This is a genomic window from Janthinobacterium lividum, assembly GCF_034424625.1.
In the GTDB taxonomy this organism is placed as follows: Bacteria; Pseudomonadota; Gammaproteobacteria; order Burkholderiales; family Burkholderiaceae_D; genus Janthinobacterium; species Janthinobacterium lividum.
Genome location: NZ_CP139976.1, coordinates 4,987,003 through 5,011,636 on the forward strand (window position 1 = coordinate 4,987,003; position 24,634 = coordinate 5,011,636).

General features: G+C 64.3%; 13 protein-coding genes. 3 read left to right on the forward strand and 10 right to left on the reverse strand.

The genetic code is table 11. The features are described 5' to 3' along the window. Window positions 1–14 precede the first annotated feature (14 nt). Entirely contained in the window at window positions 15–2,426 is a 2,412-nt protein-coding gene (locus U0004_RS22580; RefSeq protein WP_070260546.1) for a TonB-dependent siderophore receptor, read from the reverse strand. Window positions 2,427–2,572: 146 nt separating this feature from the next. Continuing rightward, the gene (locus tag U0004_RS22585) at window positions 2,573–4,255 is read right to left on the reverse strand and encodes a serine hydrolase (protein ID WP_070260632.1); all 1,683 of its coding nucleotides are present in this window, start codon (window positions 4,253–4,255) and stop codon (window positions 2,573–2,575) included. 239 nt (window positions 4,256–4,494) lie between these two features. On the opposite strand from U0004_RS22585, the gene yidD reads away from it, so the two are divergent. The 3 genes from yidD to U0004_RS22600 all read left to right on the forward strand — a co-directional run bounded on the left by yidD (window position 4,495) and on the right by U0004_RS22600 (window position 6,455). Next, complete coding sequence (gene yidD / locus U0004_RS22590) at window positions 4,495–4,974, forward strand: membrane protein insertion efficiency factor YidD (RefSeq protein ID WP_081345924.1); 480 nt, start codon at window positions 4,495–4,497, stop codon at window positions 4,972–4,974. A gap of 256 nt (window positions 4,975–5,230) precedes the next feature. Beyond that, window positions 5,231–6,172: a bestrophin family protein gene (locus U0004_RS22595; protein ID WP_070260544.1), complete on the forward strand. Its 942-nt coding sequence runs from the start codon at window positions 5,231–5,233 to the stop codon at window positions 6,170–6,172. 82 nt (window positions 6,173–6,254) lie between these two features. Beyond that, the gene (locus tag U0004_RS22600; RefSeq protein ID WP_070260542.1) at window positions 6,255–6,455 is read left to right on the forward strand and encodes a heavy-metal-associated domain-containing protein; all 201 of its coding nucleotides are present in this window, start codon (window positions 6,255–6,257) and stop codon (window positions 6,453–6,455) included. 46 nt (window positions 6,456–6,501) lie between these two features. On the opposite strand, the gene U0004_RS22605 is transcribed toward U0004_RS22600, so the two are convergent. The 8 genes from U0004_RS22605 to U0004_RS22640 form a co-directional block, all read right to left on the reverse strand. Then, on the reverse strand, window positions 6,502–7,230 hold the full coding sequence (locus U0004_RS22605) for a glutathione S-transferase (RefSeq protein WP_070260539.1): 729 nt from the start codon (window positions 7,228–7,230) through the stop codon (window positions 6,502–6,504). 20 nt (window positions 7,231–7,250) lie between these two features. Then, window positions 7,251–7,670, reverse strand: coding sequence for a Cu(I)-responsive transcriptional regulator (gene cueR / locus U0004_RS22610; protein ID WP_070260537.1), 420 nt, complete (start codon window positions 7,668–7,670; stop codon window positions 7,251–7,253). A 1-nt stretch (window position 7,671) separates the two neighbouring features. Further along, window positions 7,672–10,107, reverse strand: coding sequence for a heavy metal translocating P-type ATPase (locus U0004_RS22615; protein ID WP_070260535.1), 2,436 nt, complete (start codon window positions 10,105–10,107; stop codon window positions 7,672–7,674). A gap of 104 nt (window positions 10,108–10,211) precedes the next feature. Beyond that, the gene (locus U0004_RS22620; protein WP_070260533.1) at window positions 10,212–10,967 is read right to left on the reverse strand and encodes a FecR family protein; all 756 of its coding nucleotides are present in this window, start codon (window positions 10,965–10,967) and stop codon (window positions 10,212–10,214) included. Then, window positions 10,936–18,828, reverse strand: coding sequence for a YDG domain-containing protein (locus U0004_RS22625; protein WP_115057643.1), 7,893 nt, complete (start codon window positions 18,826–18,828; stop codon window positions 10,936–10,938). Before U0004_RS22625 ends, U0004_RS22620 begins: the two co-directional genes overlap by 32 nt. 16 nt (window positions 18,829–18,844) lie before the next feature. Then, the gene (locus U0004_RS22630) at window positions 18,845–20,455 is read right to left on the reverse strand and encodes a ShlB/FhaC/HecB family hemolysin secretion/activation protein (RefSeq protein WP_070260529.1); all 1,611 of its coding nucleotides are present in this window, start codon (window positions 20,453–20,455) and stop codon (window positions 18,845–18,847) included. 210 nt (window positions 20,456–20,665) lie between these two features. Continuing rightward, window positions 20,666–22,921, reverse strand: a complete 2,256-nt coding sequence (locus U0004_RS22635; RefSeq protein WP_070260527.1) for a CHASE2 domain-containing protein — start codon at window positions 22,919–22,921, stop codon at window positions 20,666–20,668. Continuing rightward, window positions 22,918–24,540 carry a GAF and HD-GYP domain-containing protein gene (locus U0004_RS22640; RefSeq protein ID WP_070260630.1) on the reverse strand — a complete coding sequence of 541 codons (1,623 nt, stop codon included), beginning with the start codon at window positions 24,538–24,540 and terminating at the stop codon, window positions 22,918–22,920. The genes U0004_RS22635 and U0004_RS22640 overlap by 4 nt, the downstream gene beginning before the upstream one ends. Between the last annotated feature and the right edge of the window lie 94 nt (window positions 24,541–24,634).

The following is a 24,634-nucleotide window of genomic DNA, read 5'->3' on the forward strand; positions in this document are numbered from 1 at the left end:
CCAGTTGGCTACAGCTAGAAATTCACCTTCAGACTCAGCAGGGCTTCGCGTTCGGCGCCACGGAAGATGCCGCCAAAGTATTTCTTGTCAAATACATTGCCGATATTCAGAGCCAGGCGGTAACGCGCCGTTTCGTAGGCCACGGCGATATCGGCCAGGGTGTACGGATCATTCATGTACAGCGCATTGGCCGCGCCATTGTAGGGCGAACTGCCACGGTAGCGCAGACCGCCAGCGAGCATCAGGCCGGGCACGGCCATGGGCCGGTAGTCGAGCCAGACGCTGGCCGCATGGCGCGTCGTCTGCAGGGTCTGGCGGCCGATTTCGTAGTCGCGGTTGCTCTTTGTCGTGCGCGGGTCCAGATAGGTATAGCCGGCCAGCACGCTCAACTCGGGCAAGGGTTTGAACGTACCTTCCAGTTCCACGCCCGTCGAACGTACCTCGCCCGTCTGTAGTGACGAACGCGGGTGCAGCGGATCCGGCGTGGTGACATTCGTTTGCGTCAGATCAAACAGCGATGCCGTCAACATGGTCGATGTACCGGCAGGCTGGTACTTGATACCCATTTCCACCTGCTTGCCCTTGCGTGGCTGAAAAGCCTTGCCGTCAAAGTCGCGGCCCGTGGCCGGGTCGAACGAGGTGGCATAGCTGGCATACGGCGCCACGCCATTGTCGAACAGGTACAGCAGGCCGGCACTGCCCGTGGTGGCATTGTCGTCGATGCGCGTGCTCGCCGAATTGAGCTGCGTGCTGCGCGCGCGGTCGTGGCGCAGGCTGGCGTTCGCCACCCATGCGCCCAGCTTGAACTGGTTCAACGTGTAGATACCCGTCTGCTTGAGTTCAGTGTCGGTATAGTCGAGTCCCGGTGCGGCGATCGATTGATGGTAGACCGGCGCATGGATATCCAGGTTCGGCACGTCCCAGCCAAAGCCCAGGCCATCGTTTTCCTTGTATTTCAGGTAATCGATGCCCGCCACGAAGCGGTGCCCGATCTCGCCCCAGCGAAAGTCCTTCTGCGCGCGGCTGTCGACCGTCCAGGTCTTGCCGTCCACTTTTTCCGCCAGGCTGCCGCGCGTGGCCGTGCGCCCGTCAGGCAGCAAATCCATGGCGTAGATATGCTGGTAATCAACCTTGATGGTCGCATAGCGCAAGTTTTGCGTCAGCTTCCATCCATTCCCTGTTGCATGCTCGAACATATAGCCAAGGGCGCGCGTATCGCGGTCGAAATAGTCGAAGGACGGGTCGCCCGCCGTGCGGCTGACGGGCAAGTCCTTGATGTGCGGATGCACAAACAGGCTGGGCCACCATGGCTTCGGCGTGCCCCGCTCTTGTGAATATGTGCCCAGTACGGTCAGGCTGGTGCGCGCCGAAATGTCCCAGCGCAGCGAGGGCGAGATGGAAACGCGGTTATTCTTCGATTCGATGGGACGATCGTCGGCATCGCGGCCCGTCAGCGTGACGCGGTACAGCAGGCCATCATTGCCCGCGACAGCGCCGCCCAGGTCGGCATTGATCTGATAGCGGTGATAGCGTCCCGCGGAAAACCCCACGCTATTGACGTGGTCTGCACCCGGCAGCTTGGAAGTGACATTGATCATGCCGCCCGGGCGGCCCTGGCCGTAGAAGACGGACGCGGGCCCCTTGATGACTTCGACGCTGTCGAGGTCTTCCATTTCGCTATTCCACGAACCATAACTGCCCGCCGACAGCAGCTTCAAGCCATCCTGGTAGTACGAGCTGCCATCGCTGAAGCCGCGGATGGTGGCGCCCGACATGCGCACGTCGGCACCCGTCACGTCCGTCAGCACGCCCGCCGTATAGGCCAGCGCCTGTTCGATGCTTTTCGGGGCCTGCGTCTTGATCTGTTCACGCGTGACAACGGAAATGGCGCGCGTCGTCTCGAGCAATGGCGTGCCCATCTTGGTGGCGGCCACGCTGATGGGCACATAGCCGCGCGACACCGTGCCCTCGCCCGCGTCAGCCGCTGCCATGACGGAAATCAATGGCATGACGGCGTCGGACGTCGTGCTGGCCACGGCAGGCGCGGCGCGCAGCACGTAGCTGCCCGCCTCCAGTTCGACCGCCTGCAAGCCCGTACCCGCCAGCAAGACGGCCAGGGCAGCCTGCGGCGTGTACTGGCCTTGCAGGCCGGCCGTGCTCTTGCCGCTGGCCTGGTCTGGCGTGTAGCTGAGCAAGACATTCGCCGCGCTGGCCAGGCTGCGCAGCGCGGGCGCCAGCGGACCGGCAGGGATGTCGTAGGCCAGGCGCATGGCGCCAGCCTGCTGGGCATTGGCCGCTTGCGCCTGCGCCAGGGCTGGCATGGCGGCGTACAGCGCCAGGCTGCACACGGCCAGCGACACGGCACGGGCGATGGGAAGGATTTGCGGTGTAGAAATATAGTAGCGCTGCTTGCGGCGAACGGACATGGTGTAAAGCCTCTCAAATGGACTGCTGAAATGATTCCCTTACTTAGCAGGTGCCTTGAGAATGCGAATCGGTCAGGCTGGACACGAAAAAATAATGCCTGCCGGCAGTATCGACTGGCCGGCAGGCATGCGCTGTACTGCGGCGATCAGTTCACGCGTTTGGCCGGCATATCCTGCCCCTCCTGGCGCAGCACCAGTTGTTGCGTCTTGCCATCGGCATCCTTGCTGAAACGCACTTCCGCATCGACTTCATTCGAGAAGAAAGCCGTCTCGCTCATCGGCAGCATGGCCAGCTTGCGGAAACCCGTCACCTGGGCGAAGAATTTATCGCCTTCGCGCGTCACTTCCAGGTAGACCTCGGGCGCCAGCGCATACTTGCCCACGTAGCCATCGAATTGCGCCGTCGTCATGGCGACCACCGAACGCGCCGGCTTGGCGGCGCTGGCGCGTTCGTGCACCGTCTTCGATTCGCCGCCGTCATTGAGGATCAGCTGCGCCTCGCCCTTCGGTCCCCGCTCGAATTCGGCGGTGGTGAGCGTATTTTCGATCAGGAAACCATTTGGCGAGTACGCCAGCATGCGCTGGGCGGGACGCCCCGTGCGCTGCAGCAGCAAGTTGCCCTCGAAGTTGCGGATCGTATAGCCGGCCTTGTCGTTGATGGCGTACACGCCCGCGTACGCATCGAGGATGGCGGGCTTGAGCGTGATGACCTTGATCTCGGGATATGGCCGGCCCACGGCGACAGCAGCCGCCTTGCGCGCCACCACGTCGGGATTGACCAGGCCCGTGTCCGAGTTTTCCAGCACGGCCACATAGACTTTTTCCTTCGGCAAACGCATCGCATACGTGGCAAAACCATTGATGCCGCCGCTATGGTGGATGACGGGCGTGTTTTGCCAGGTGCCCACCTTCCAGCCCAAGCCGGAACGGGTCGCCTTGCCATCGTTCAGCTTGGCCTGCGTGAACGCCTGCTGCCAGGTGGAAGCCTTGAGCAGCTTGCCGTCGGAGATGGCCGCGTCCCAGCGCGCCAGGTCGTCCACCGTGGAAACGAGCGCGCCGGCAGCATACGGCTGCGTCATGCTCAGGGGCAAGTTCGGCACATAGGTCTCGCCCGAACGGATATGCCCGGCCGCGCGCTTGGCCGGCCGGCGCTCGTGGCCTTCATAGGCCGTATCGTTCATGCCCAGTGGCACGAAGATCTGCTGTTCCACAAACGTGGCATACGGCTGGCCCGATGCCTTTTCAATGATGGCGCCCAGCAGGAAATAGCCGGAACTGCTGTAACTCCACTGCGTGCCCGGTTCAAAGTCGGGCGGATCGTTCTTGAAGAAATCGATCATCTGCGCCACGCTCAATTCTTTCGTGCTGTTGGGCACAAATTCCGGCTTCCTTGTGTAGTCGTGGATGCCGGACGTATGCGCGAGCAGCTGTTCGATCGTGATTTTCTTGCCGTGCGTCGGATAGTCGGGCAGGAACTTCGTGATGTCATCGGTGATGGCCAGCTTGCCCTGGTCGGCCAGCAGCAGGATGGCGACGGCCGTGAATTGCTTGGAAATGGAACCCAGGCGCAGCGACATGTCAGGCGTCAGCGGCTGGCCATCCTTCACGCTGGCCAGGCCATACGCCTTGCGCAACAGGGGCTGGCCATCCTTGACGACGATGACGACGGCGCCAGGTTCCGTGGCCTTGTAATAGGGAGCGATACTGGCGTCGATTTGCGCGGCCAGCGCTTGCTGCTGCTGGCTCAGGGGCGCCGGCTGGCCAGCCCAGCCGGCTGGCGCTTGCAACAGGATCAACGTGGCGAGGCAGATGCTGGAAACTGTAAACATGCAGATCACTTTCACAGGAAGGATAAACAAGCTTGGCCATGCCCCTGGCGGCGGCTATCGGGATGGGATAATTTTTTTAGACAATATTTCAAATTTGCCCACCCAGCCTAGCAGACGCGTCACGCATAATTCTCTCCATTTATCACCATGATAGTTTGTGCCTGCTGACGCTATTATTTTCGGGATACCTAACGTATGCTCGCACCAGTGACTTGATGGCATAGAAAAAAGGAGCTGGCATTTTCTCATTCGACACTTGCGGCAAACGCCTGGTCCTGTTGGCCATTCGCGCTTACCAGCGCTACCTGTCGCCCTATAAAGGCTATTCCTGCGCCCACCGCGTGCTGACAGGCCGCGACAGCTGTTCCGCCTATGGCTACAAGGTCATCGCGCGCCACGGCTTGCGTCCGGGACTGGCGCTGTTGCAACGCCGCCTGCGCGCCTGCGGCGAACGCCATCGCCAGCACGGCGCGCTGCAGCCACCGGCACGGCACAGTGCGCGCAGGCAGGCACAGGCGGGGTATTGCGACTGCGATGTGCCCCTGGTCGACTGCGCCTGCGACTGCGCCGACGTGGCAAATGTACTGAACTGCAGTTGGCCGGGTCAGCATAAGCAGACAAGCTGGTTTCGCAATGGCTATACGACAAGCAAGGCATTGAAACAGCAGCAGGCGGCACATCGCAAGAAGATCAGGCAAGGGCAGAACCCGGACAACTGAAATTCACACGAATACTTACAAATGAAATATTCATTCATGAAATGAATAATACCCATTATCACTGTGAATTGGCTGGAAGCGGGCCTGCGGCCTATACTCATGCCGTCTCCCCTACTTTGCTTCCCATGCACACCCTGCTCAGCCCGCATATATCGCGGGCTTTTTGTTCCCGGCAATTGCCACTCTGTCTTTCCCCTCTTACCGATCACCAGGTGCGCGTTTCCCCGCCAGCCCAGCTCCACACCGGGAGTACAGCATGATCGTGCGCGAGCGTCCCTCGGCGCTACGGCTGTTCCTCGTGGTGCGCGGTTCCGTCCTGCCGCGCATCCGCACCACGCTCATTGTCAATACCCTGATCGCCACCCTCGTCACCTGGTGCCACGGCACCTTGTTCGACCACAAGGTCATCCTCACCACCATCCCGTTTACCCTGATCGGCTTGCCGCTGGCCATCTTCCTGGGCTTTCGCAACACGGCCGCCTACGACCGCTATTGGGAAGCGCGCAAGCTGTGGGGCGAACTGGTCTTGCGCAGCCGGAATTTCTCGCGCCAGTGCCAGACCATGATACGCAGCGACACGCCGGCCCACGCGAGGCTGGGCCTGGACGATGTGCGCGTGCGCATGATTTACCGTACCATCGCCTTTTGCCATGCACTGCGCCACCAGCTGCGCGACACGCGCGGACCGGACGACTTGCAGCCGCTGCTGCGCCCGGCCGAATGGGAAGCGGCCTGCAAGGCGGCGAACCCGTCCGACTACCTGATGCTGCAGATGGGCCACGACCTGGCCGACTGCGTCCGGCAAGGCCGCATCGACAGCATCCTTGCCACGCAGATCGATAACACGGTCTCGGCCATGGTAGCGGCAGGCGCCTCGTGCGAACGCATCCGCAGCACGCCGATTCCCTTCTCGTACTCGCTGCTGCTGCACCGCACGGCCTATCTGTACTGTTTCCTGCTGCCTTTCGGCCTGGTCGATTCGCTCGGTTTCATGACGCCGTTCGTCGTCGCCATCGTCGCCTACACCTTCTTTGGCCTCGATGCGCTGGGCGACGAGATCGAGGAGCCGTTCGGCGAAGATGCCAACGATCTGCCGCTATCGGCCATGTGCCGCGCCATCGACATCAGCTTGCGCGAATCCGTGCAGGACGAAAACGTGCCGCCGCCCATGCAAGCCGTCGACTTCCTGCTCCATTAAAACGCCGCAACGCTTCCGCTTGACCTTCCCACCGGGGCAAGGATTACAGTGGAAGCACTTAATCATTCAAGGAGTGCTTGTCATGTATCAGTTACAAGTTGAAAACATGAGCTGCGGCCATTGCGTCGGCTCGGTCACGAAAGCGGTGCAAGGCATCGATCCTGCCGCACAGGTGCAGATCGACCTGGCCAGCAAGCGCGTCACGGTGGAGTCATCGAGCGAACTGGGCGCCATCAGCGCCGCCATCGTCGATGCGGGCTACCCCGTCACCAGCGCACAATAACAGTAGAGCAGCACCAGGACAGCCGGCCCTTGCGCCGGCTGTTTTTTTATCCGTCCAGCTCGGGGTAATGACGGAAGATGCCGTCTTCATTGAACGGTATCCTGCGCTTCGACTGCAAGTAGCGGGCAATGTTCGGCCGCGCCGCCACCGCATCGTGCAGCGCAAACAGGGCTGGATACTGCGGCGCCAGGCGCGCCATGGCTTGCGGAAACGCATAGCGCAGGCCGGCCAGCATCTGGAACAGCGACAGGTCGCCATACGTGAGTCTGGCCCCCACCAGGTACTGGCCACGGCTGCGATTATTCAACAACACTTGCGTGAAATAGGAAAGAAACTTGGACAAACGTGTTTCGCGGAAATCCGCGCTGCGCAGCATGGCCGCCTGCCGTTGCTCTTCGTAATATTGATTCATCGACAGCGGATGATGCGTGTCGTGCACTTCCGTCAGCCAGTCGGCCATCGTCAGCTGCAGCTGGTTCAGCCACAAACGGCCGCTTTCCGTACGCGGCGCCAGCCCAAGGCGCCGGCCCAGGTACAAGAGGATATTCGTGGTCTGGCCGATCAGCACGTCGCCATCGCGCAGCACGGGCGGTGCGTAGGCCGCCTGTGGCATGCTGTCGCCATCGAGGCAGGCCAGCATGGCGGGAACGCCTTGCCCCTTGCGTTCAGGCAAACGGGCGATATCGCGGTAGTCGGCGCCCGCCTCTTCCAGCGCCAGCCGGATGAATTCGCCGCGCCCCTGTATCGTGGGCCAGTAATGCAGTTCATACGCCATAGCCCCTCCGTTGATTCACATCAATGGCAACATGCTTTCGCGTCCGTGTCACCAGCCAGCCCCAGGCTTTGCAGGATGGGGCAATCGGGCTTGTCGTCGCCGTGGCACGATTGCGCCAGGTGGGCCAGGGTATCGCGCATTTCCGTCAGTTCGGCGATGCGCTGATTTAAATCGGCGACATGGGCCAGGGCGATGCCTTTCACGTCCGCGCTGGCGCGCTGGTCGTTTTGCCACAGCGACAGCAACTCGCGGATCTGTTCCAGCGAAAAGCCAAGACCCCGCCCGCGCTTGATGAAGCGCAAGGCGTGCAAGTCGTTCGGCGTGTAGATGCGGTAACCGGCGTCGCTGCGCGTGCTGGGTTTTAACAATGCAATACTCTCGTAGTAGCGTATCATTTTTGCCGATACGCCCGTTTCGCTTGCCGCCTGGCCGATATTCATCCTATGACTCCTTGGTATGCGCACTACCTGCATGACTGCGGGCTTTCCAGCGCCGCAGCAACAGGGCATTGCTGATCACGCTGACGGAACTGAAGGCCATCGCCGCGCCCGCCACCATGGGGTTGAGCAAGCCGAAGGCGGCCAGCGGAATGCCGATCAGGTTATAAATGAAGGCCCAGAACAGATTCTGCCGTATCTTGCTGTAGGTGCGGCGCGAGATATCGATGGCGTCCGCCACCAGGGCCGGATCGCCGCGCATCAGCGTGATGCCGGCCGCATGCATGGCCACATCGGTCCCCGTCGACATGGCGATGCCCACGTCGGCCGCCGCCAGCGCCGGCGCATCGTTGATGCCGTCGCCCACCATGGCCACCTTCGCGCCCTCGCCTTTCAGCGCGACAATTTTAGCGGTTTTATCGGCCGGCAGCATTTTCGCCGCCACCGTGTCGATGCCCAGCAGCTTGCCGACGGCGTCGGCGCTGCCCTGGTTATCTCCCGTCAACATCACCGTGCGGATGCCCAGGCTGTGCAGATGGGCAATGGCCGCCTGCGCGTTCGGCTTGACCTGGTCGCTGAAGGCAAACAGGCCCAGCAGTTCCGATCCCGACGCCAGCCACGAGATCGTGTTGCCCGTGGCTTCCAGTTCCTGCGCCTGCGCGGCCAGCGGCGTCATGTCCACGTTCAACTCCTGCATCAGCCGCGTGCTGCCCAGCTTCAGTTCCAGGCCATCGACGTGGGCCGCCAGGCCGCGGCCCGGCAAGGCCGACAGGCTCGTGGCTGGCAAGGGGGCGATGTGGCGGGCGGCAGCCACATCCAGCACGGCCGTCGCCAGGCTGTGCTCGCTACCGCGCTGGATGCTGGCCGCCAGCTGCAGCAGCCGCGCATCCTCGATGCCGTGCGCATGCAGGGCCGCCAGCGCCGGTTTTCCCACCGTCAAGGTGCCCGTCTTGTCGAACACGACGGTATTGACGGCGTGCGCCACTTCCAGCGCTTCCGCATCCTTGATCAGGATGCCGTAGCGGGCAGCCACGCCCGTGCCGGCCATGATGGCCGTCGGCGTGGCCAGGCCCAGCGCGCATGGACAGGCGATGACCAGCACGGCCACGGCATTGATGATGGCGTTCTCCAGCTCGCCGGTAGCGAGCCACCAGCCCAGCATGGTCAGCAGCGCCAGCACCAGCACCACGGGCACAAAGATGGCGCTGACCTTGTCGACCAGATGCTGGATCGGCGCCTTGGCCGCCTGCGCATCTTCCACCAGGCGGATGATGCGCGAGAGGGTCGTCTCGCCGCCCACGGCTTGCGTGCGCACCAGCAGCAAGCCGTCCGCATTGATGGCGCCGCCCGTGACCTTGTCGCCCACGTGCTTATCGACCGGCAAGCTTTCGCCCGTGATCAGCGATTCGTTGATCTGGCTGGCGCCTTCCACCACCACGCCATCGACGGCTACCCGCTCGCCGGGACGGATGACCACCAGGTCGCCCACTTTCACCTGGTCCACGGGCAAGTCCAGCTCCACACCGTCGCGGCGCACGCGCGCCGATTCCGGACGCAAGACTTGCAGCGCGCGGATGGCGGAGGCCGTCTGGCGCTTGGCGCGGCTTTCCAGCCATTTGCCCAACAGCACCAGGGTGATGACGACGGCCGACGCTTCGAAATACAGGTGCGGCAGCATCGCGCCCGCCGTCAGCCATTGGTAGACGGACAAGCCATACGCGGCGCTCGTACCCAGCGCCACCAGCAAGTCCATGTTGCCGCTACCGGCGCGGGCCGCCTTCCAGCCCGCCTTGTAGAAGCGCGCGCCAAAGTAAAACTGCACGGGCGTGGCCAGCGCGAACTGCAGCCAGCCTGGCAACATCAAATGGATGCCGGCCCACTCGAGCAGCATGGGCAGCATCAAGGGGAAAGCCAGCACGGCCGCGAACGCCACTTTCATGCCGTCGCGGTTCGGTGCGGCAGCGGGCGCGCTGGCCTGGCTGGCGGCGGGCACCTTGGCGGCATAGCCGGCCTTGTCGATGGCGGCGATCAGGGTGCCAGCTTCCAGGCCGCCCGTCACCTTGATGCGCGCGCTTTCCGTGGCCAGGTTGACGCTGGCGTCCAGCACGCCTGGCACTTTCAGCAAGGCCTTTTCCACCCTGCCCACGCAAGAGGCGCACGTCATGCCGGCGATGTTCAGGTCGATCTCGCGCTGCGCCACCGTGTAGCCGGCCTTTTCCACTGCCGCCTGCAAGGTGGCCAGGGGAATCGGCGTGCTGGACGTGACTTTGGCCACTTCGGTGGCCAGGTTGACGCTGGCCTGGCTCACGCCGGGCACGGCGGCCAGGGCCTTTTCCACGCGGCCCACGCACGAGGCGCAGCTCATCCCTTCAATGGCCAGCGCCTGCGCATGCGCGGCGTCGGGAGGGAAAGCGGCGGGGACGAGTGCACTCTGGTTCATGGCAGATCCTGTACGAAAGATTAACGAATAGGGTCAGGATCTGCTATCCAACGATGGGAAGGTCAAGCCCTATTTGCAAAGTGTGCGGGCTTGTTTGCGGATGCTTAACGCACCACGCAGTCGATGGCGGCAGGCTTGCCGCTGTTGGCGCCGGCGCCCGTGCTGGACAGTGGCGTCGAAAACGCCGGTGGCGGCGTGAACGGGATGCCGGGATTGACGGGCAGCATCACGGGCGGCTGCTTGAAGCTGGGCGTAAAACCGAACTGGCCGGCAGCAAAATTTTGCGTCCCGGCAGGATTGGTGACATGAATCAAGCCATCGAGCACCTGCACATACAGGCCCGGCGCCCTCGCCGCCCCGACTGACGGCGATACCGTTGGCAGCGCCGGTGCCGACGGTGCTACGTAACTGGCAACAAACGTCGTGCCGCGGATGCCGATGGTGGCGGCCGGCGTCTTCATCTCGAAGCGCTCCTTGTTGCGCTTGCCCAGCAATCCCGTGACGGAACGCAAGCCGCCCTTGAGCAAACTGAAGATGGCATGGTCGCCGTCAGGCTGCTCGGCCGTGTAGCTGAATTGTTCGATCACGAAACTGGTATTCGGCTTCAGGGTGATTTCGCTATTGTCGATCAGCTTGATCAAGGCATAGGTTTCCTTTTCCGTCAGCAAGGTGTCCCCCTGCTCGACTTCGGACTTGATGGCCAGGATCTTCACCTTGCCATCCGCCTTCTTGGCCATCAGCGGACCACTCAATTGCATGACGGTACCGGCCACCTGGCCGGCCCAGGCGTGCGCGCCCATGCACATCAGGGCCAGCCACAGCAGGGCCTTAATTGCAGTACATTTTTTTAGTAGGGTCATCGAATTTGTATCCTGTGGGTTTATCTGTGGCATCGGCAACATCCTTGCTGTCCGGCTTCTTGTCGTCCAGCTTGGCTGGCGGCGTGGACGCGAGCGTATCGTTGGCACGGTCAGCCTGCTTGATGATACGCAAGGCATCGTCGATGGCCGCGCTCGTGGCGGCATCGATCACGGGCTTGTCGATGGTCGTCGCTGGCAGGAAGATGGCGTCCGCCATGCTCACCGTGCCATTCGGCGCCAGCAGAATCACGCCGCTGCGCTGGCGGTTGATGCGCACGCCCGAGTCGCCCGTGATGCTGCCCGTTTTCGCCAGCATGCTCATGCTGGACGCTGCCGGCAAAGCGACGCTTGCCGTGTCCGCAAAGCGCACATGGCCTTCCGCGCTGGCGGCAAAATTGCCACCGCTAACAATCTGCGCATTGCCGCCGACATGGATGTCGCGACCCGCCGTCAAACTGACATTGCGCGCAGCTGCCAACTGCGCGCCATCGCCCAGCAGCACGTCCGTGCTGGCATTGAGGGCGATATCATTGCCCTCAATCTTGCCGTTGACAGTGACGGGGCTGTGCGCCGTCACGCTGACGTTGCCGCCATGCGCATTGATATTGCCAGCCGCGACACCGCCCGTGTTGTCGATGGCGATATTGCCCGCGCCTGTGGTGAGCGTTCCCAGGGTCAAGGTACCCGGCGCCGAGGTATTGTTCAGCGCAATACCGCCCCCTGCACTATTGCTGGCGGTAAAACTACCCACCTGGTTGCCCGCATTGCCCAGCACGATGCCATCGCGCGCCTGCGCAGCCAGACTGCTGGCGAGCAGCGCGCCGTCCTGGCCGATGGCGCCGTTCAGGGCGCTCAATTTCACTTCGTTCGCCGCCAGGCTGGCGAAACGCAAGTTGCCAGCCGCTTGCGTGATGGCCAGCTGGCCGGCCAGCCGGATGGCGCCGGCCGCCTGGCTGAAGCTGTTTGCGACGAGTAAGTTGCCCTTGCCGCTCAGCATACCGCCGCCTTGCGCGTAGCGCTCCGCCGACAGGCTGCCGTTCAGCAACAGGCTGCCGCCGTTGATTTCCAGGCCGGCCAGGCCGCTCAGCACGGAGAGGTCCAGCGCGCTTTCCCCCAAGGTCAGGCTGCCGCCCGTCAACAACAAACCCGTCGCCGAGTTCAGGTTTTTCAGGATGGTGCTGCCGGCCGCCGCGCTGTAGGTGACGATGCCCTTGCTGTTGCTGAAGTCGACCGCCAGCACGTTCGCGCCTTCCGGCACCACGCCGCCGTCCCAGTTGGCGGCATCGCTCCACAAGCCGCTGCCGCTGCCGACCCAGGTGGACAATTGTTTTTGAGCAATTGATGCCTGCGCCGTGCCGCCCGTCGTTTCCAGGGTGTAGTTGCCCGCATCGGCGCCCGCCAGGCGGAAACCGCTGGCCGTCACCAGCTTGCCTGTACCCGCATTCTTGTCGGCAAAGCTGCCGCTGCCGCCCACCACGCTGACCACATCCTGGCCCAGCACGCCGTTCGCCGATGCGCTGACCGCCGCGGAAGTGGTTCCGTCATACACCTTGCCGGCGGCGCTCAGGCTTGCCAGGGTCAGGCTGGCCGGTGTAATGCTGGCCAGCAAGCCCGTCGGCAAGACGATAAAGTAATTGCCTGCATCGGCGCCCGTCAGCGCCGCGCCGCTGAGCTGCACGGCCTTGGCCGCGCCCACGTTCTTGTCCGCAAAGCTGGCTACCGCCGAGGCCGTCAAACTGTCACCGGCGACACGGTCATCGCCTAGACTCAGCTGCGCACCCGTCGTGCCATCGTAGACCTTGCTGCCCACCACGCCGGACAGGTTCAGCGCGCGCGCCGCGATATCGGCCGTGGTGCTGCCCGCATTGCTGCTTAGCACGTAGTTGCCAGCATCGCCGCCACTCAACGCCACATCCGTGACATTGACGGCCTTGCCGGCACCGGCATTCCTGTTGCCGAACGCGGCGCTGCCGCTCACGCTCAAGGCGTCGCCCTGGATGCGGTCGTCGCCAAAGTGCACTTGCGCGCCCGTCGTGCCGTCATACGTCTTGTTGACGCCATTGAAGCTCACGTTCAGGGTGCGCGCCGCGATGTCGGCCGTCGTGCTGCCTGCATTGCTGTCCAGCACATAGTTGCCCGCGTCACCGCCGCTCAAGGCCACATCCGTGACATTGACGGCCTTGCTGGCACCCGCATTCTTGTTGCCAAACGCGGCATTGCCCGCCACCGTCAAGGCATCGCCCTGGATGCGGTCGTCGCCAAAGTGCACTTGCGCGCCCGTCGTGCCGTCATACGTCTTGTTGACGCCATTAAAACTCACGTTCAGGGTGCGCGCCGCGATGTCGGCCGTCGTGCTGCCTGCATTGCTGCCCAGCACATAGTTGCCAGCATCGCCGCCACTCAACGCCACATCCGTGACATTGACGGCCTTGCCGGTACCCGCGTTCCTGTTGCCAAACGCGGCATTGCCAGCCACCGTCAAGGCATCGCCCTGGATGCGGTCGTCGCCGAAATTCACTTGCGCACCCGTCGTGCCGTCATACGTCTTGTTGACGCCATTGAAGCTCACGTTCAGGGTGCGCGCCGCGATGTCGGCCGTCGTGCTACCCGCATTGCTGCCCAGCACATAGTTGCCCGCGTCACCGCCGCTCAACGCCACATCCGTGACATTGACGGCCTTGCCGGTACCCGCGTTCCTGTTGCCAAACGCGGCATTGCCAGCCACCGTCAAGGCATCGCCCTGGATGCGGTCGTCGCCAAAGTGCACTTGCGCGCCCGTCGTGCCGTCATACGTCTTGTTGATGCCGTTGAAGCTCACGTTCAGGGTGCGCGCCGTGATGTCGGCCGTGGTGCTGCCCGCATTTCCATTCAGCACGTAGTTGCCCGCATCGGCGCCCGTCAGCTGGCCCGTCGCCACCTGGTAATCGACCACCTTGCCAGTACCCACATGCTTGTCGCGGAAGCTGCCCTGCAAGCCGGCCATGCTGACCTGATCGCCCGTCACAAGGCCTTCGAAGTAGCCGTTCAGGCCAGCCTGCAAGGTACCGTCGTAGACGCGGCTTTGCGCACCCGTGACGCCATAGTTCAGCACGCGTGCCGTAATGTCGGCCGTCGTGCTGCCCGCATTTCCATTCAGCACGTAGTTGCCCGCGTCGCTGCCCGTCAGCTGGCCCGTCGCCACCTGGTAATCGACCACTTTTCCGGTGCCGACATGCTTGTCGCGGAAACTGCCCTGCAAGCCGGCCATGCTGACCTGATCGCCCGTCACAAGGCCCTCAAAGTAGCCGTTCAGGGCCGCCTGCAAGGTGCCGTCATAGACGCGGCTTTGCGCGCCCGTGACGCCATAATTCAGCACGCGTGCCGTAATGTCGGCCGTCGTGCTGCCCGCATTTCCATTCAGCACGTAGTTGCCCGCATCGGCGCCCGTCAACTGGCCCGTCGCCACCTGATAATCGACCACTTTTCCGGTGCCGACGTGCTTGTCGCGGAAGCTGCCCTGCAAGCCAGTCATGCTGACCTGGTCGCCCGTCAGCAGGCCTTCGAAGTAACCATTCAGGCCAGCCTGCAAGGTGCCGTCATAGATGCGGCTTTGCGCGCCCGTGACGCCATAGTTCAGCACGCGCGCGCTGATGTCCGCCGTGCCGTCCGCCGTGGTCGCGGCCAGGCTGTAGTTGCCCAGTTCATTGCCGCCCAGGGCCAGACCGCTGGCATGCACGGCCTTGCCGTTGCCCGCATTCTTGTCGAGGAAGGCGGCGCTGCCACTGATGCTGATGTTGTCGCCCGCCACCACATTGCCCAGCACGAAATTGGCGCCGTCGTAACCGAGGGTGCCGTCATAGATCTTGCCATTGCCGCCGATGCTCACCGTCAGCGCGCGCGGCGTGATGGCGAAGGTCGTCGTGCCGCCCAGGCTGATGTCGTACTTGGTCGACCACAGGCCTGTCGCTGCATAGCTGCCCACATTGCGCGCGTTGCTGCCGTAGCCGAGGCTGCCATTTACGCCCGTGTCGCCGTCGATCAATCCCACATAGCCGATCGAACCGAGGAAGGCAGCCAGCTGGCCATCGTAGACCTTGCCCGCAGCATTGCCAGAAAGGTTCACTTGCAGCGGTTTCAGGAAAGCCTTCAGCATCGGCGTCGTGTAGCCATCGTAGATGCGCCACACGCTGCTGAAATTGTAGTCGTTGAACATGCCCTGCTGCTTCATCTGCGCCGTGCTGCGTCCGCTGGAACCACCGCCATCCATCAGCACCAGCGATGTTTCATAATTGAAAAAACCATAGCTGAAACTGGAACCGGAAGACACGCGGCCGGCTACCGCGCCCACTGCCGCATAGCCGCTGCCAGTCACGGCGCCACTGCTGAAGACATGGCTGACGCTGCCCGTGCTTTCGCCGACCAGCCCGCCCATGTTTTCCCAGGCGAGGATGGGATCGGCAACGCCGGCCCGGCCCACGGCACCGCTGGCATACGCATCATCGATGCTGCCGCCGTTCAGGCCCACCAGGCCGCCGATGCTGCGCGCGCCAGTAACATTGCCGGTGGCATAAGACTGGCTCAGCGCGCCCTGGTTATTGCCAACCAGGCCGCCGATCATTTCACGCGCGCCCGTCACCACGCCGGTGGCATACGAGGTCGTGATGCTGGCGCCGGACGCATTCAATCCCGCCAGGCCGCCGATGGCGCCGCCGCCATCGGCATTGATGCCGGTGACGGCGCCGCTGCTGGCGGACAGCGTGATGGCGCCCCCGTTGCTGCCCACCAGGCCGCCAACATTGCGCTGGCCGCTGACGGCCATGCTGCTGTTCACGCCATCGATATTGCCGCTGACGACCTCGCCCGCCAGCGCGCCCACGTTGGCCGTACCGGTGACGCTGCCGCCGCTCAGGGTCAGGTTGCGCAAGGTGCCGCCCTGGACGGTGCCAAACAGGCCTGCCGCCGAACCGGACGCCAGGCTGCGGTCGATTTTCAAGTTACTGAGAGTAAATCCGGCGCCATCGAACACGCCGGAAAAACCGCTGCCGCTGCCGGCAATCGGCACAAAACCCTGGCCATCGTTCCAGTTCGCGGTGCCGCTGGCGTCGATATTGCCCGCCAGGCGATAGCTGTTGCCAAGGCCAAGGCTGCCGATGCCTTGCAAGCCATGGATATCGGCGATCAGATAGGGCGAGGACGAGCCGCCGTCGCCGCCGGCCGCGCGCAGGAAGCTCCCCTGCGCAATGCTGAAACCGCGCGCGGAAAACGCGGGCAGGCTGGCGCTGTTCTGCACCCATTGGCCGCCATCGAGCAGGAAGTTGCCGCCCACGCTGACGGCGCCGCTCGCGCTGATGTTGCCGCCGGAAGCCAGGGTCAAGCCCTTGGCCACGTTAAGGGGGCCGTTCAGGTTGATATTGCCGCCCGTGCGCAGCACAAGCTGGTTCAACTCGCCTTGCGACGCCAGGTCCATCGCGCCCACGAGATTGACGACGCCGGCAAAACTGTCGCCGCCCACCTGCACGGTGCCAGCGCTGATGGTCTTCAATTCCGCTTCGCTCAAACCCAGGCTGCCGGCATTGTCCGCCGCGCCCGTGCCCAGGGTGATGGCGCCCACGCTGGAACGGCGGTTCAGGCTGACGGTGCCACCCGCCGTGGCCGCTATCGATTGCGCGCCGCCGCCCAGGCTCATATTGTCGGCAACCAGATTGACCGCGCCGGCGGACAAGCCGCCGCCACTGGCGAGCGACAGCAAGCCGCCGGCCGTGGCGGTGAGACTGCTGCCGTCCTGGCGCAGCGCCAGCGTGTTCGAGACGAGCACATTGCCGCCGCTTTCGAGCACCAGGTTTTTCACGCCGCCGCCCGCCGCGACCGTTGCCAGGTCGATCGCCTGCTCCACCGTCAGGTCGCCTCCTGCAGCGCTGCCGATATGCACGCTGCCGGCGGCGATGCGGTTCAGTTCGGCGTTTGTCAGGCGCAGGCCGCTGCCGGGCTTGTCACCCAGCGCGATCTGCCGTCCCGCGCTGAACGCTTGCAGGGTTACCCCGGCATTGCCGGCGGCGCCGCCCACATTGATGGCGCTGTTGATGCTGATGTTGTCCGCCTCCAGCAGCACCGTCTGACCGGTGACGCCACTGCCCAGCAGCTGATCGCCGCTGCCCGTCAGGTCGATGGATCCACCGGCGACATTCGCGCGCAAGGTCAAATTGCCGTTGCCGACATTCACGGAGCCGACGCCGAAAGTGACGCCGGCGCCGGACAACCGTACATCGCCATTGCCGCTGCCGAGCGCCGCGTTCAGATTCACATTCGAGCCGGCGCCATAGGCCATGCCAGCGGCCGCATCATTGGCCGACAGCGTGATATGGCCGCCATTGGTGGTGATGGGCGCATTGACATTGATGATCTCGCCCGCCTGCGCCGTCAAGCTCACGCCTTGCTGCGCGATGTTGATGGCGCTGTTGAAATTGATGCGGTGCAGGGCCTGCAGCGTGACGTTGCTGCTGGCGCCGGAAATGAGGTCGGCGCCGATGCTGGCGTTGCCGGTGGCCGGAGAGTCGGCGAATTGATCGAAGGAACTCAACTGCCCGCCCGAACCGGCGACCACGGTGATATCGTAAGGATCGAGCAGCCAGTTGCCCCGCTTGCCATGCGCCGCGCTCGTATTGACGCGGATGCCATCGACGGCCAGGTAATGGCCGGATGTTTCCACGAAGCCCCCGTCGCCGCCCTGCGCGCCGCCGCGCGCGGAAATGCTGCCGTGTACCTGGGCAGATTCATTGCCCCAGGCGATGACCTTGCCGCCGTTGCCGCCATGGACGGCATCGGCATTGACGCTGGCGTCCTTGCCGACGAGCACCTGCCGCGCATTCTGCACGGCCGCGTTCTTGCCCTGGTAGTCGCCGCCCAGCAAGACCGTGCCGCCGCCCGTGGCGCCGCTGGCGTCGATTGCCGCATTGCCCAGCAAACCCACCTGCTCGCCCAGCACCTGGATGTCTCCCCCCTTGCCCACCGCGCCAGTGGCGCTGGTGACGCTGCCCGCCTCGAGCAACGCCTTGCCGCTGGCCTTGAGCACGATCCTGCCATTCTCGCCGACGACGGCGCTGTTGGCGTTGAGCACGCCGCGCTGGCTGACCAGCGCGCCGGCCATGCCGATGCTGCCGCCCTGGGCGATGATCTGGCCCAGGTTCAGGGCCTGATCCGCTGGTGCCGAGACCAGCACGCGCAATTGCGGATTGCCGGGCTCGGCCAGCTGCACGCTGCGTCCGGCCGCCAGGATCACTTCGCCATTTGGCGCCGTGATGATGCCCGTGTTTTCCACGTTCGGCGCGATCAGCAGCACTTGCCCGCCCTTGCCCGCCTGGATCAGGCCCGCATTGCTGACACCGCCGGCCACGCCGCCGGCCGTGAACTGGCGCTTGCCGGCCAGGAAATCCTCGTTCGTCATGCCCAGGCTGGACGCCACCAGCCCGTTCACGTCCACTTTCGCTCCCTGGCCAAAGACGATGCCGTTCGGGTTGATCAGGAAGACCTTGCCGTTCGATTCGAGCGCGCCCAGGATCTTGCTGGGGTCTTGTCCCGTGATGCGGTTGAGTACGGTGCTATTGCCGTTCTGCTGGATGAAACGCGTGATTTCGCCCGCATGGATGGAAAAGCTCTGCCAGTTGATGATGGTGTTGGGCGTGTTCGTGATCGAGAAGATGTTGCCCTGCTGGTTGAACGTCGCCTGTCCGTTGACCACCTGCGGCAAGGCGGGGTTGGCCTGCGCCGCGCCGAAACAGCCGGCCAGCAGCAGCGCCAGCGCCGTGCGGCGCAGGGGCAGCGCAAAGGGTGACGAAAAGGATGGCGTCAGGATGAAAACGGAGGCGTGCTGGACATGGTTGTGCATGGTGTTCATCCTGATACTAGTAGGCCAAGGCGAGGCGGAAATGCAGGCGGTTGGCGCCCCGCTGTCCCGTGTCGCCGCCATTGACGACATGAGCGTAATCGAGTTGCAGATTGGCATAGCGGCTCAGCAGTAAACGCAGGCCGAGGCCGCCGCTGCTGATGCCTTGCGACGCGCTTTCGCCGGGCAGCCCATGGTTGCGGCGCAGCCATGCCGTGTCATAGAACGCCAGTGCGCGGCATTGGTAGCCGAGTGCCTGGCCGCACCAGTTCGGCGTATACAGTTCCAGGTTCAGGTTGACGCCCGAATCATTCGATACCTCGCGCTCGGCAAAGCCGCGCACGGACGCGGCGCCACCGGCGCCGAACTGCTCGCCCGGCACCAAGGCGTCGGGCGTGACTTGCGCGTTGACGAGCGCGCGCCATTGCCAGTCGCCGGCCAGCACGCGCCCCGAACTGGCGCTCAGGCGCAGGGTGTTGTAGGCCGCCTTGGCATGCGCGCGCACCCGGTCGAAATCGGCTTGCGCGCCATGCTTGCCGCCAGGGATATTGTGCGCGAAGGTAACCGCCACGCTGGTCTCGCCCGTGGGCAAGGTCCAGCTGCCGATGTAGCTGACGCTGAGCGGATGCACGGTGACGTCGGCGCCCAGCTCCATGCCGAACAGCTGCACGCTGTTGCGGTAAGCCTTGTAATCGACGCCGTACACGAGCTTGGGTTCGAAGTCGCCGCTGCGGGCAAAGTTCTGGTTGTAGCGGATGCCGGCCATGCTGCCCTGGCCGCTGACGGCCAGGTCGAAGATGCCGGCCGAGACGCTGCCCGAATCGACGTTCGAATAGCTGGCGAAGAAATCCATCGAGTCGCCCAGCGCATACAGCGGCAGGTGGTAGCCGGCGCCATACACGCCCACCTTGTCCGGCTTTTCCAGGCTGCTCGTGTATTGCAGGCTGGCGACATGGTCGCGGCCGAACAGGTTGGCATGCTGCAGCACCACGCCCACGTGCGTCTTGCCCGTTTGCGCATTGCCCGTATTGTCGACGTTGAGCATGGCTTTCCAGGGCTTTTCATCGGCCACCGTGACGATGGCGTCGATGGCGCCCGCCGGCTCGTCCGCTTGCAGGCGCACTTCGATCTTGCGCGCCGGGTTTTCATTGGCCAGCTTCAGGCTTTGCGACAGGGCCGGCACGTTCGGCGTCTCGCCTTCGCGCAGGGAAGGCAGGGCGCGCCGCACGTTGGCCTCGTCGACATGCGCGTTGCCGCTGATGGCGAGCTTGCCCAGCGGCGTTTGCAGCACGCTCAGGCGCACCACGCCCCGTTCCAGTTCCTGCTCGGGCAATTGCACCTGCACGGCGCTGTAACCGCGCTCGCGGTAGGCCGCTTCCAGCGCCTCGACGGCGCGGGCGATGTCGGAAAAATCGCGCTGCGCGCCCGTGTAAGGTGCCAGCAAGGCTTGCACCTGCGCGGACGTGAGCAGGGTATTGCCCTGGACATCGAAGCGGCGGATCTCGAAGCGCGGCACGCCGTCTTCCTGCATCGCAGGAGCAACTTCATCCATGGGAACGGCAGCGCCGGCGGCGCCGACGGCGAACAGCAGCGCGGAACCCGCAAGCAGGTGCACCAAACGATATGTCATGTGAAGGATTTCTTGTGTAACAGGACAAGCGCGCGGCCCGCAGGCGCCAGCATGTCCGGCAATGGATTGAAGACAAATTTTAGACGGCTTTTAGTTTCCAGTCAGAAATTTCTAACATTTCTCCCTGATTTTTATCGCAGCGCAACAAACCGTGCGCCGGCGAGGATGAAAAATGCCGCCATCGCTTGCATTTTCGGGCGCGATGGCGGGCTATTTGCTATGCAATGCTGTCACGCCATCCCAGTCGGCGGGCGGCGGCGCGTTGCGGTACTGCTCCAGGCGCGCCGCGTACAGCCGGTACAGGCCGTCATCGGGAAAGTCCGCCTGCAAGCGGACCAGCTGCGCACCAGCCTGCTCCCAGTCGCGCGCGCGCAGACTGGCCAGCACCGCATGCCAGCGTTCCAGCTGCGCCAGCTCCGCTTTGCCGGCGTCGGCCAGCAGGCCGCGCGGCTCGAAGATGGCCACCGCTTCCTGCTTGCCCAGCACGCGTATGCGATCGAGCTCGCGGTACAGGAAATCCGGGGCGGCGGCGCGCGTGGCCTCGCCCACCACGATGCCCACGCCATACAGCTTGCTGGCGCCTTCCAGGCGCGCGGCCAGGTTGACGCTGTCGCCCATCACGGTATAGGCGCGGCGGATGCGCGAGCCCATGTCGCCCACATGCATGGAACCCGTATTGATGCCGATGCCGATGTGCAGCGCCGGCCAGCCGCGCGCACAAAACTGCCGGTTCAGCCGCGCCGCGCTGCCCTGCATCAGCAAGGCGCTGGCCACGGCCCGGCGGGCGTGGTCGGCGAAGGCGACGGGCGCGCCCCAGAACGCCATCACGGCGTCGCCGATGTATTTGTCCAGGGTGCCGCCATGGCTGTCGCGGATATCTTCCGACATGGCAGTCAGGTACTCATTGATGTATTCGCGCAGCGCGGCCGGCGCCAGCTGCTCGGAAATGGCCGTGAAACCGCGCACGTCGGCAAACAGCACCGTCAGTTCGCGGTTCTCGCCCTCCATGGTATAGCGCTGCGGATCGTCAGCCATCTCGGCCACCAGCTCGGGCGCCACATATTCGCCGAAGCGCGCCACCAGCGCGCGTCCCTTGCGCACCTCGAAAAAATAGCCCCACGCCAGGTTGGCGATGAACAGTGCAAGGATCAGCAGCAGCAGCACGGCGCCGCCCAGCACCAGATCGTGCGCGGCGTACAGGTATAGGTTGATGCCGATGGCCACCGCCAGCGCGCCCACGGTGGCCAGCATCACGCCGGCCGGCGGCAGCACTGCCAGGGCGCCCGCCAGCAGCAGGCCACACAGCACGATCTGCACCAGTTCCAATGCCAGCGCATAGTCGGGCCGCGCCTTGAAGCGCCCGTCGAGCATGGACTTGATCAGGTTGGCGTGCACCTCCACCCCCGGATACTCGGCATTCACGGGCGTGGCGCGGATATCGTTCAAGCCGGGCGCCGTGGTGCCCACCAGCACGATGGCGCCCTTCAGCAGCGCGGGCGGCACCGTGCCGGCCAGCACGTCGGACGCCGAGACGTAGCGGAAGGCGCCGCCGTCGGGGCCGCCCGTGCCGCGGTACTGCACCGTGGTGGTCAAGGCTTCGCCCACGGGAATCGCCATCGCGCCGCGCGGGGTGAACAGCATGAGGTGTTCGAGTCCGCCGTTGGCCAGTTCGCGCGCCGACAGGGTGTCGGCCGTGCCCGTGAAGCGGGGAGCGATGGCGCGCGCCTGCAGGTAGACGGCGACGGTGGCCAGCGACAGCGAAGGATAATAGCCGTCGCCGATGCGCTGCAACAGGGTCGAGGAACGCACCACGCCATCGGCGTCGGTCAGGGCCGTGAAGATGCCCGCGCCTTGCGCGGCCGCCTGCAGGGGCGCGATATTGGCTTCGTAGCCGCGCGCCACGTAGGCCGTGACGCTGCGCCCGTTCAAATCGGCCACGGTGAAGGCCGGCTTGGGCAGCACGCCCTTCCTTTGCTGCTCCGAGACGCTGTAGCCGAGCACCACGGGCTGGCCGCGCATGGCCTCGGCAAACAGGCCATCGTAATCCATGGCGGGGCGCAGCTTTTCCAGCTGCGCCGGCAAGCCGGCCACGCCCGCCAGTTCGCCATGCGCCAGGCCTTGCAGCACGGTGTAGCCGGAACTGGTGTCCGCTTCGGGAAACGCGATATCGAAGCCCAGCGCAGACACGCCGTAATGGCCGGTGAGCTGGCGTACCAGACGCGCCTGGATATCGCGGCTCCAGGGAAAACGGCCCACCCGGGCCAGGCTTTGCTCGTCGATGTCGACGATGACGATGCGGCGGTCGAGCTGCGGCTTTTCCGCGCGCATGCGCCAGTCGCCCAGCATGGCGTCCAGGCGCGCGATGTTGTCGTTGCCGGCCAGGCACAGCACGGCCGCCGCCAGCGTCAGCAGTATGCCCAGCAAGCAGCGCGCCCCATGCTTGCGCAAGGCCAGCGACGGCTTCAAGGGGTATAGCCTGGAATGGCCGCCTCGTCGACGGCATCGATCTGGCTCGGATGCATGTGCTTTTCAGCGAAGGTCAGATAGACTTTGCTGCGGATGAAGACGTCGAACAGCTCCGGGTCGATATGCCCGTTCAGGCTGAAATTGCCGAGGATGCGCAGGGATTCGGACAGCGCCTTGCCCTTCTTGTAGGGCCGGTCGCGCGCCGTCAGAGCCTCGAAAATATCGGCGATGGCCATCAGCCGCGCCGGCACCGACATCTGCTCTTTCGTCAGCCCGCGCGGATAACCCTTGCCATCCATGCGCTCGTGGTGGCCGCCCGCATACTCGGGCACCTTTTGCAGGTGCTTGGGCCACGGCAGCGCTTCGAGCATGCGGATCGACACGCTGATATGGTTGTTGACGATGGCCCGCTCGGCCGCCGTCAGGGTGCCGGCGCGGATGGTCAGGTTTTCCGTCTCGTCGGCGTCCAGAAAATCGCGCAGTTCGCCATCGGCCGCGCGCCAGCGGCGCCTGGCGATCTGCCGCACGCGCTCCTGGTCCGCCTGCGCCATGCTCTCGCCGCCGACGTTCACCCTGCGGATGAAGTCGCGCTCTTCGCGCAGCGCGGCCTGCTCCTGCGCCAGCGCGCGGGCAATGGCATCTTTCTGCTGCGGCTGCGCCGCCTGCTGGCGCAGGGCCGCGATCTCGGCGTCGCGCAGCAGCACTTCGTAGCGCGTATCGATCAGGGCGATGCGGTCAAAAATGGTTTCCAGCTTGGTCGCCTTGTCGACCACGTGCACGGGCGTGGTGATCTTGCCGCAATCGTGCAGCAGGCCGGCCAGCCACAGCTGCTTGCGCTCATTGTCGCTGAGCCGGAAATCGGCCAGCGGCCCGGTGTCCGTCGCATGCGCGGCGTCCGCCAGCAGCATCGTCAGCTCGGGCACGAACTGGCAGTGGCGCCCCGTGTACGGCGACTTTTCATCGATGCCGATATTGATCAGGGTAACCAGCGATTCAAGCAACTCTTCCAGCTGCGAGATGAGCAGTTGATTCGTCAGCGCCACGCCAGCCTGCGCGGCCAGCGCCTCGATGAAGCGCTGGTCGGTGGAGGAAAAGGCGCGCACCTGCCCCGTTTCCCCATCCTTGGCATTGACCAGCTGCAGCACGCCGATCAAGTCGCCCTCGTGGTCGCTCATGGGCACCGTCAGGATCGATTGCGTGTGGTAGCCGTGGTGGCGGTCGAACTCGCGCATGCCGGAAAAATTGAAGCCCTCGTCGCGGTAGACGTCGGCGATATTCACACTGCGGCGCAGGTTCGCCGCATACGCGGCCACCGATGCCAGATTCGGCTGGCCGGCAGCGTCGAACAGGGGCACGCCAGGCAAGCCCATGTCCGCCCCCTGCGCGATGCCCAGGCTGTCGTTGACGCTGATGTCGAACGCCAGCTGGCGGCCCTCGGCCATGGGCCGGTACAGGGTGGCGCCATCGGCGCCGCTCATGCTTTTTGCCAGCAGCACGATGCGCTGCAACAGCGCGCCGATATCGTGCCCCTCGCCGCCCAGGCCATGGCCGAGCGCGACACTGAGTTCGGTCAATTGCTCCAGTCTGTGGGCGATTTTCTCAGGATGCAGCTGAGGCATGTTGGCGGCAATCAGGTAATGGGCAAGCAAAAAAGGGGAAGTCGGCAAGCGCCAGTGTAACGGCCACCCTGCGCACTGTACATTACTTAGTTAC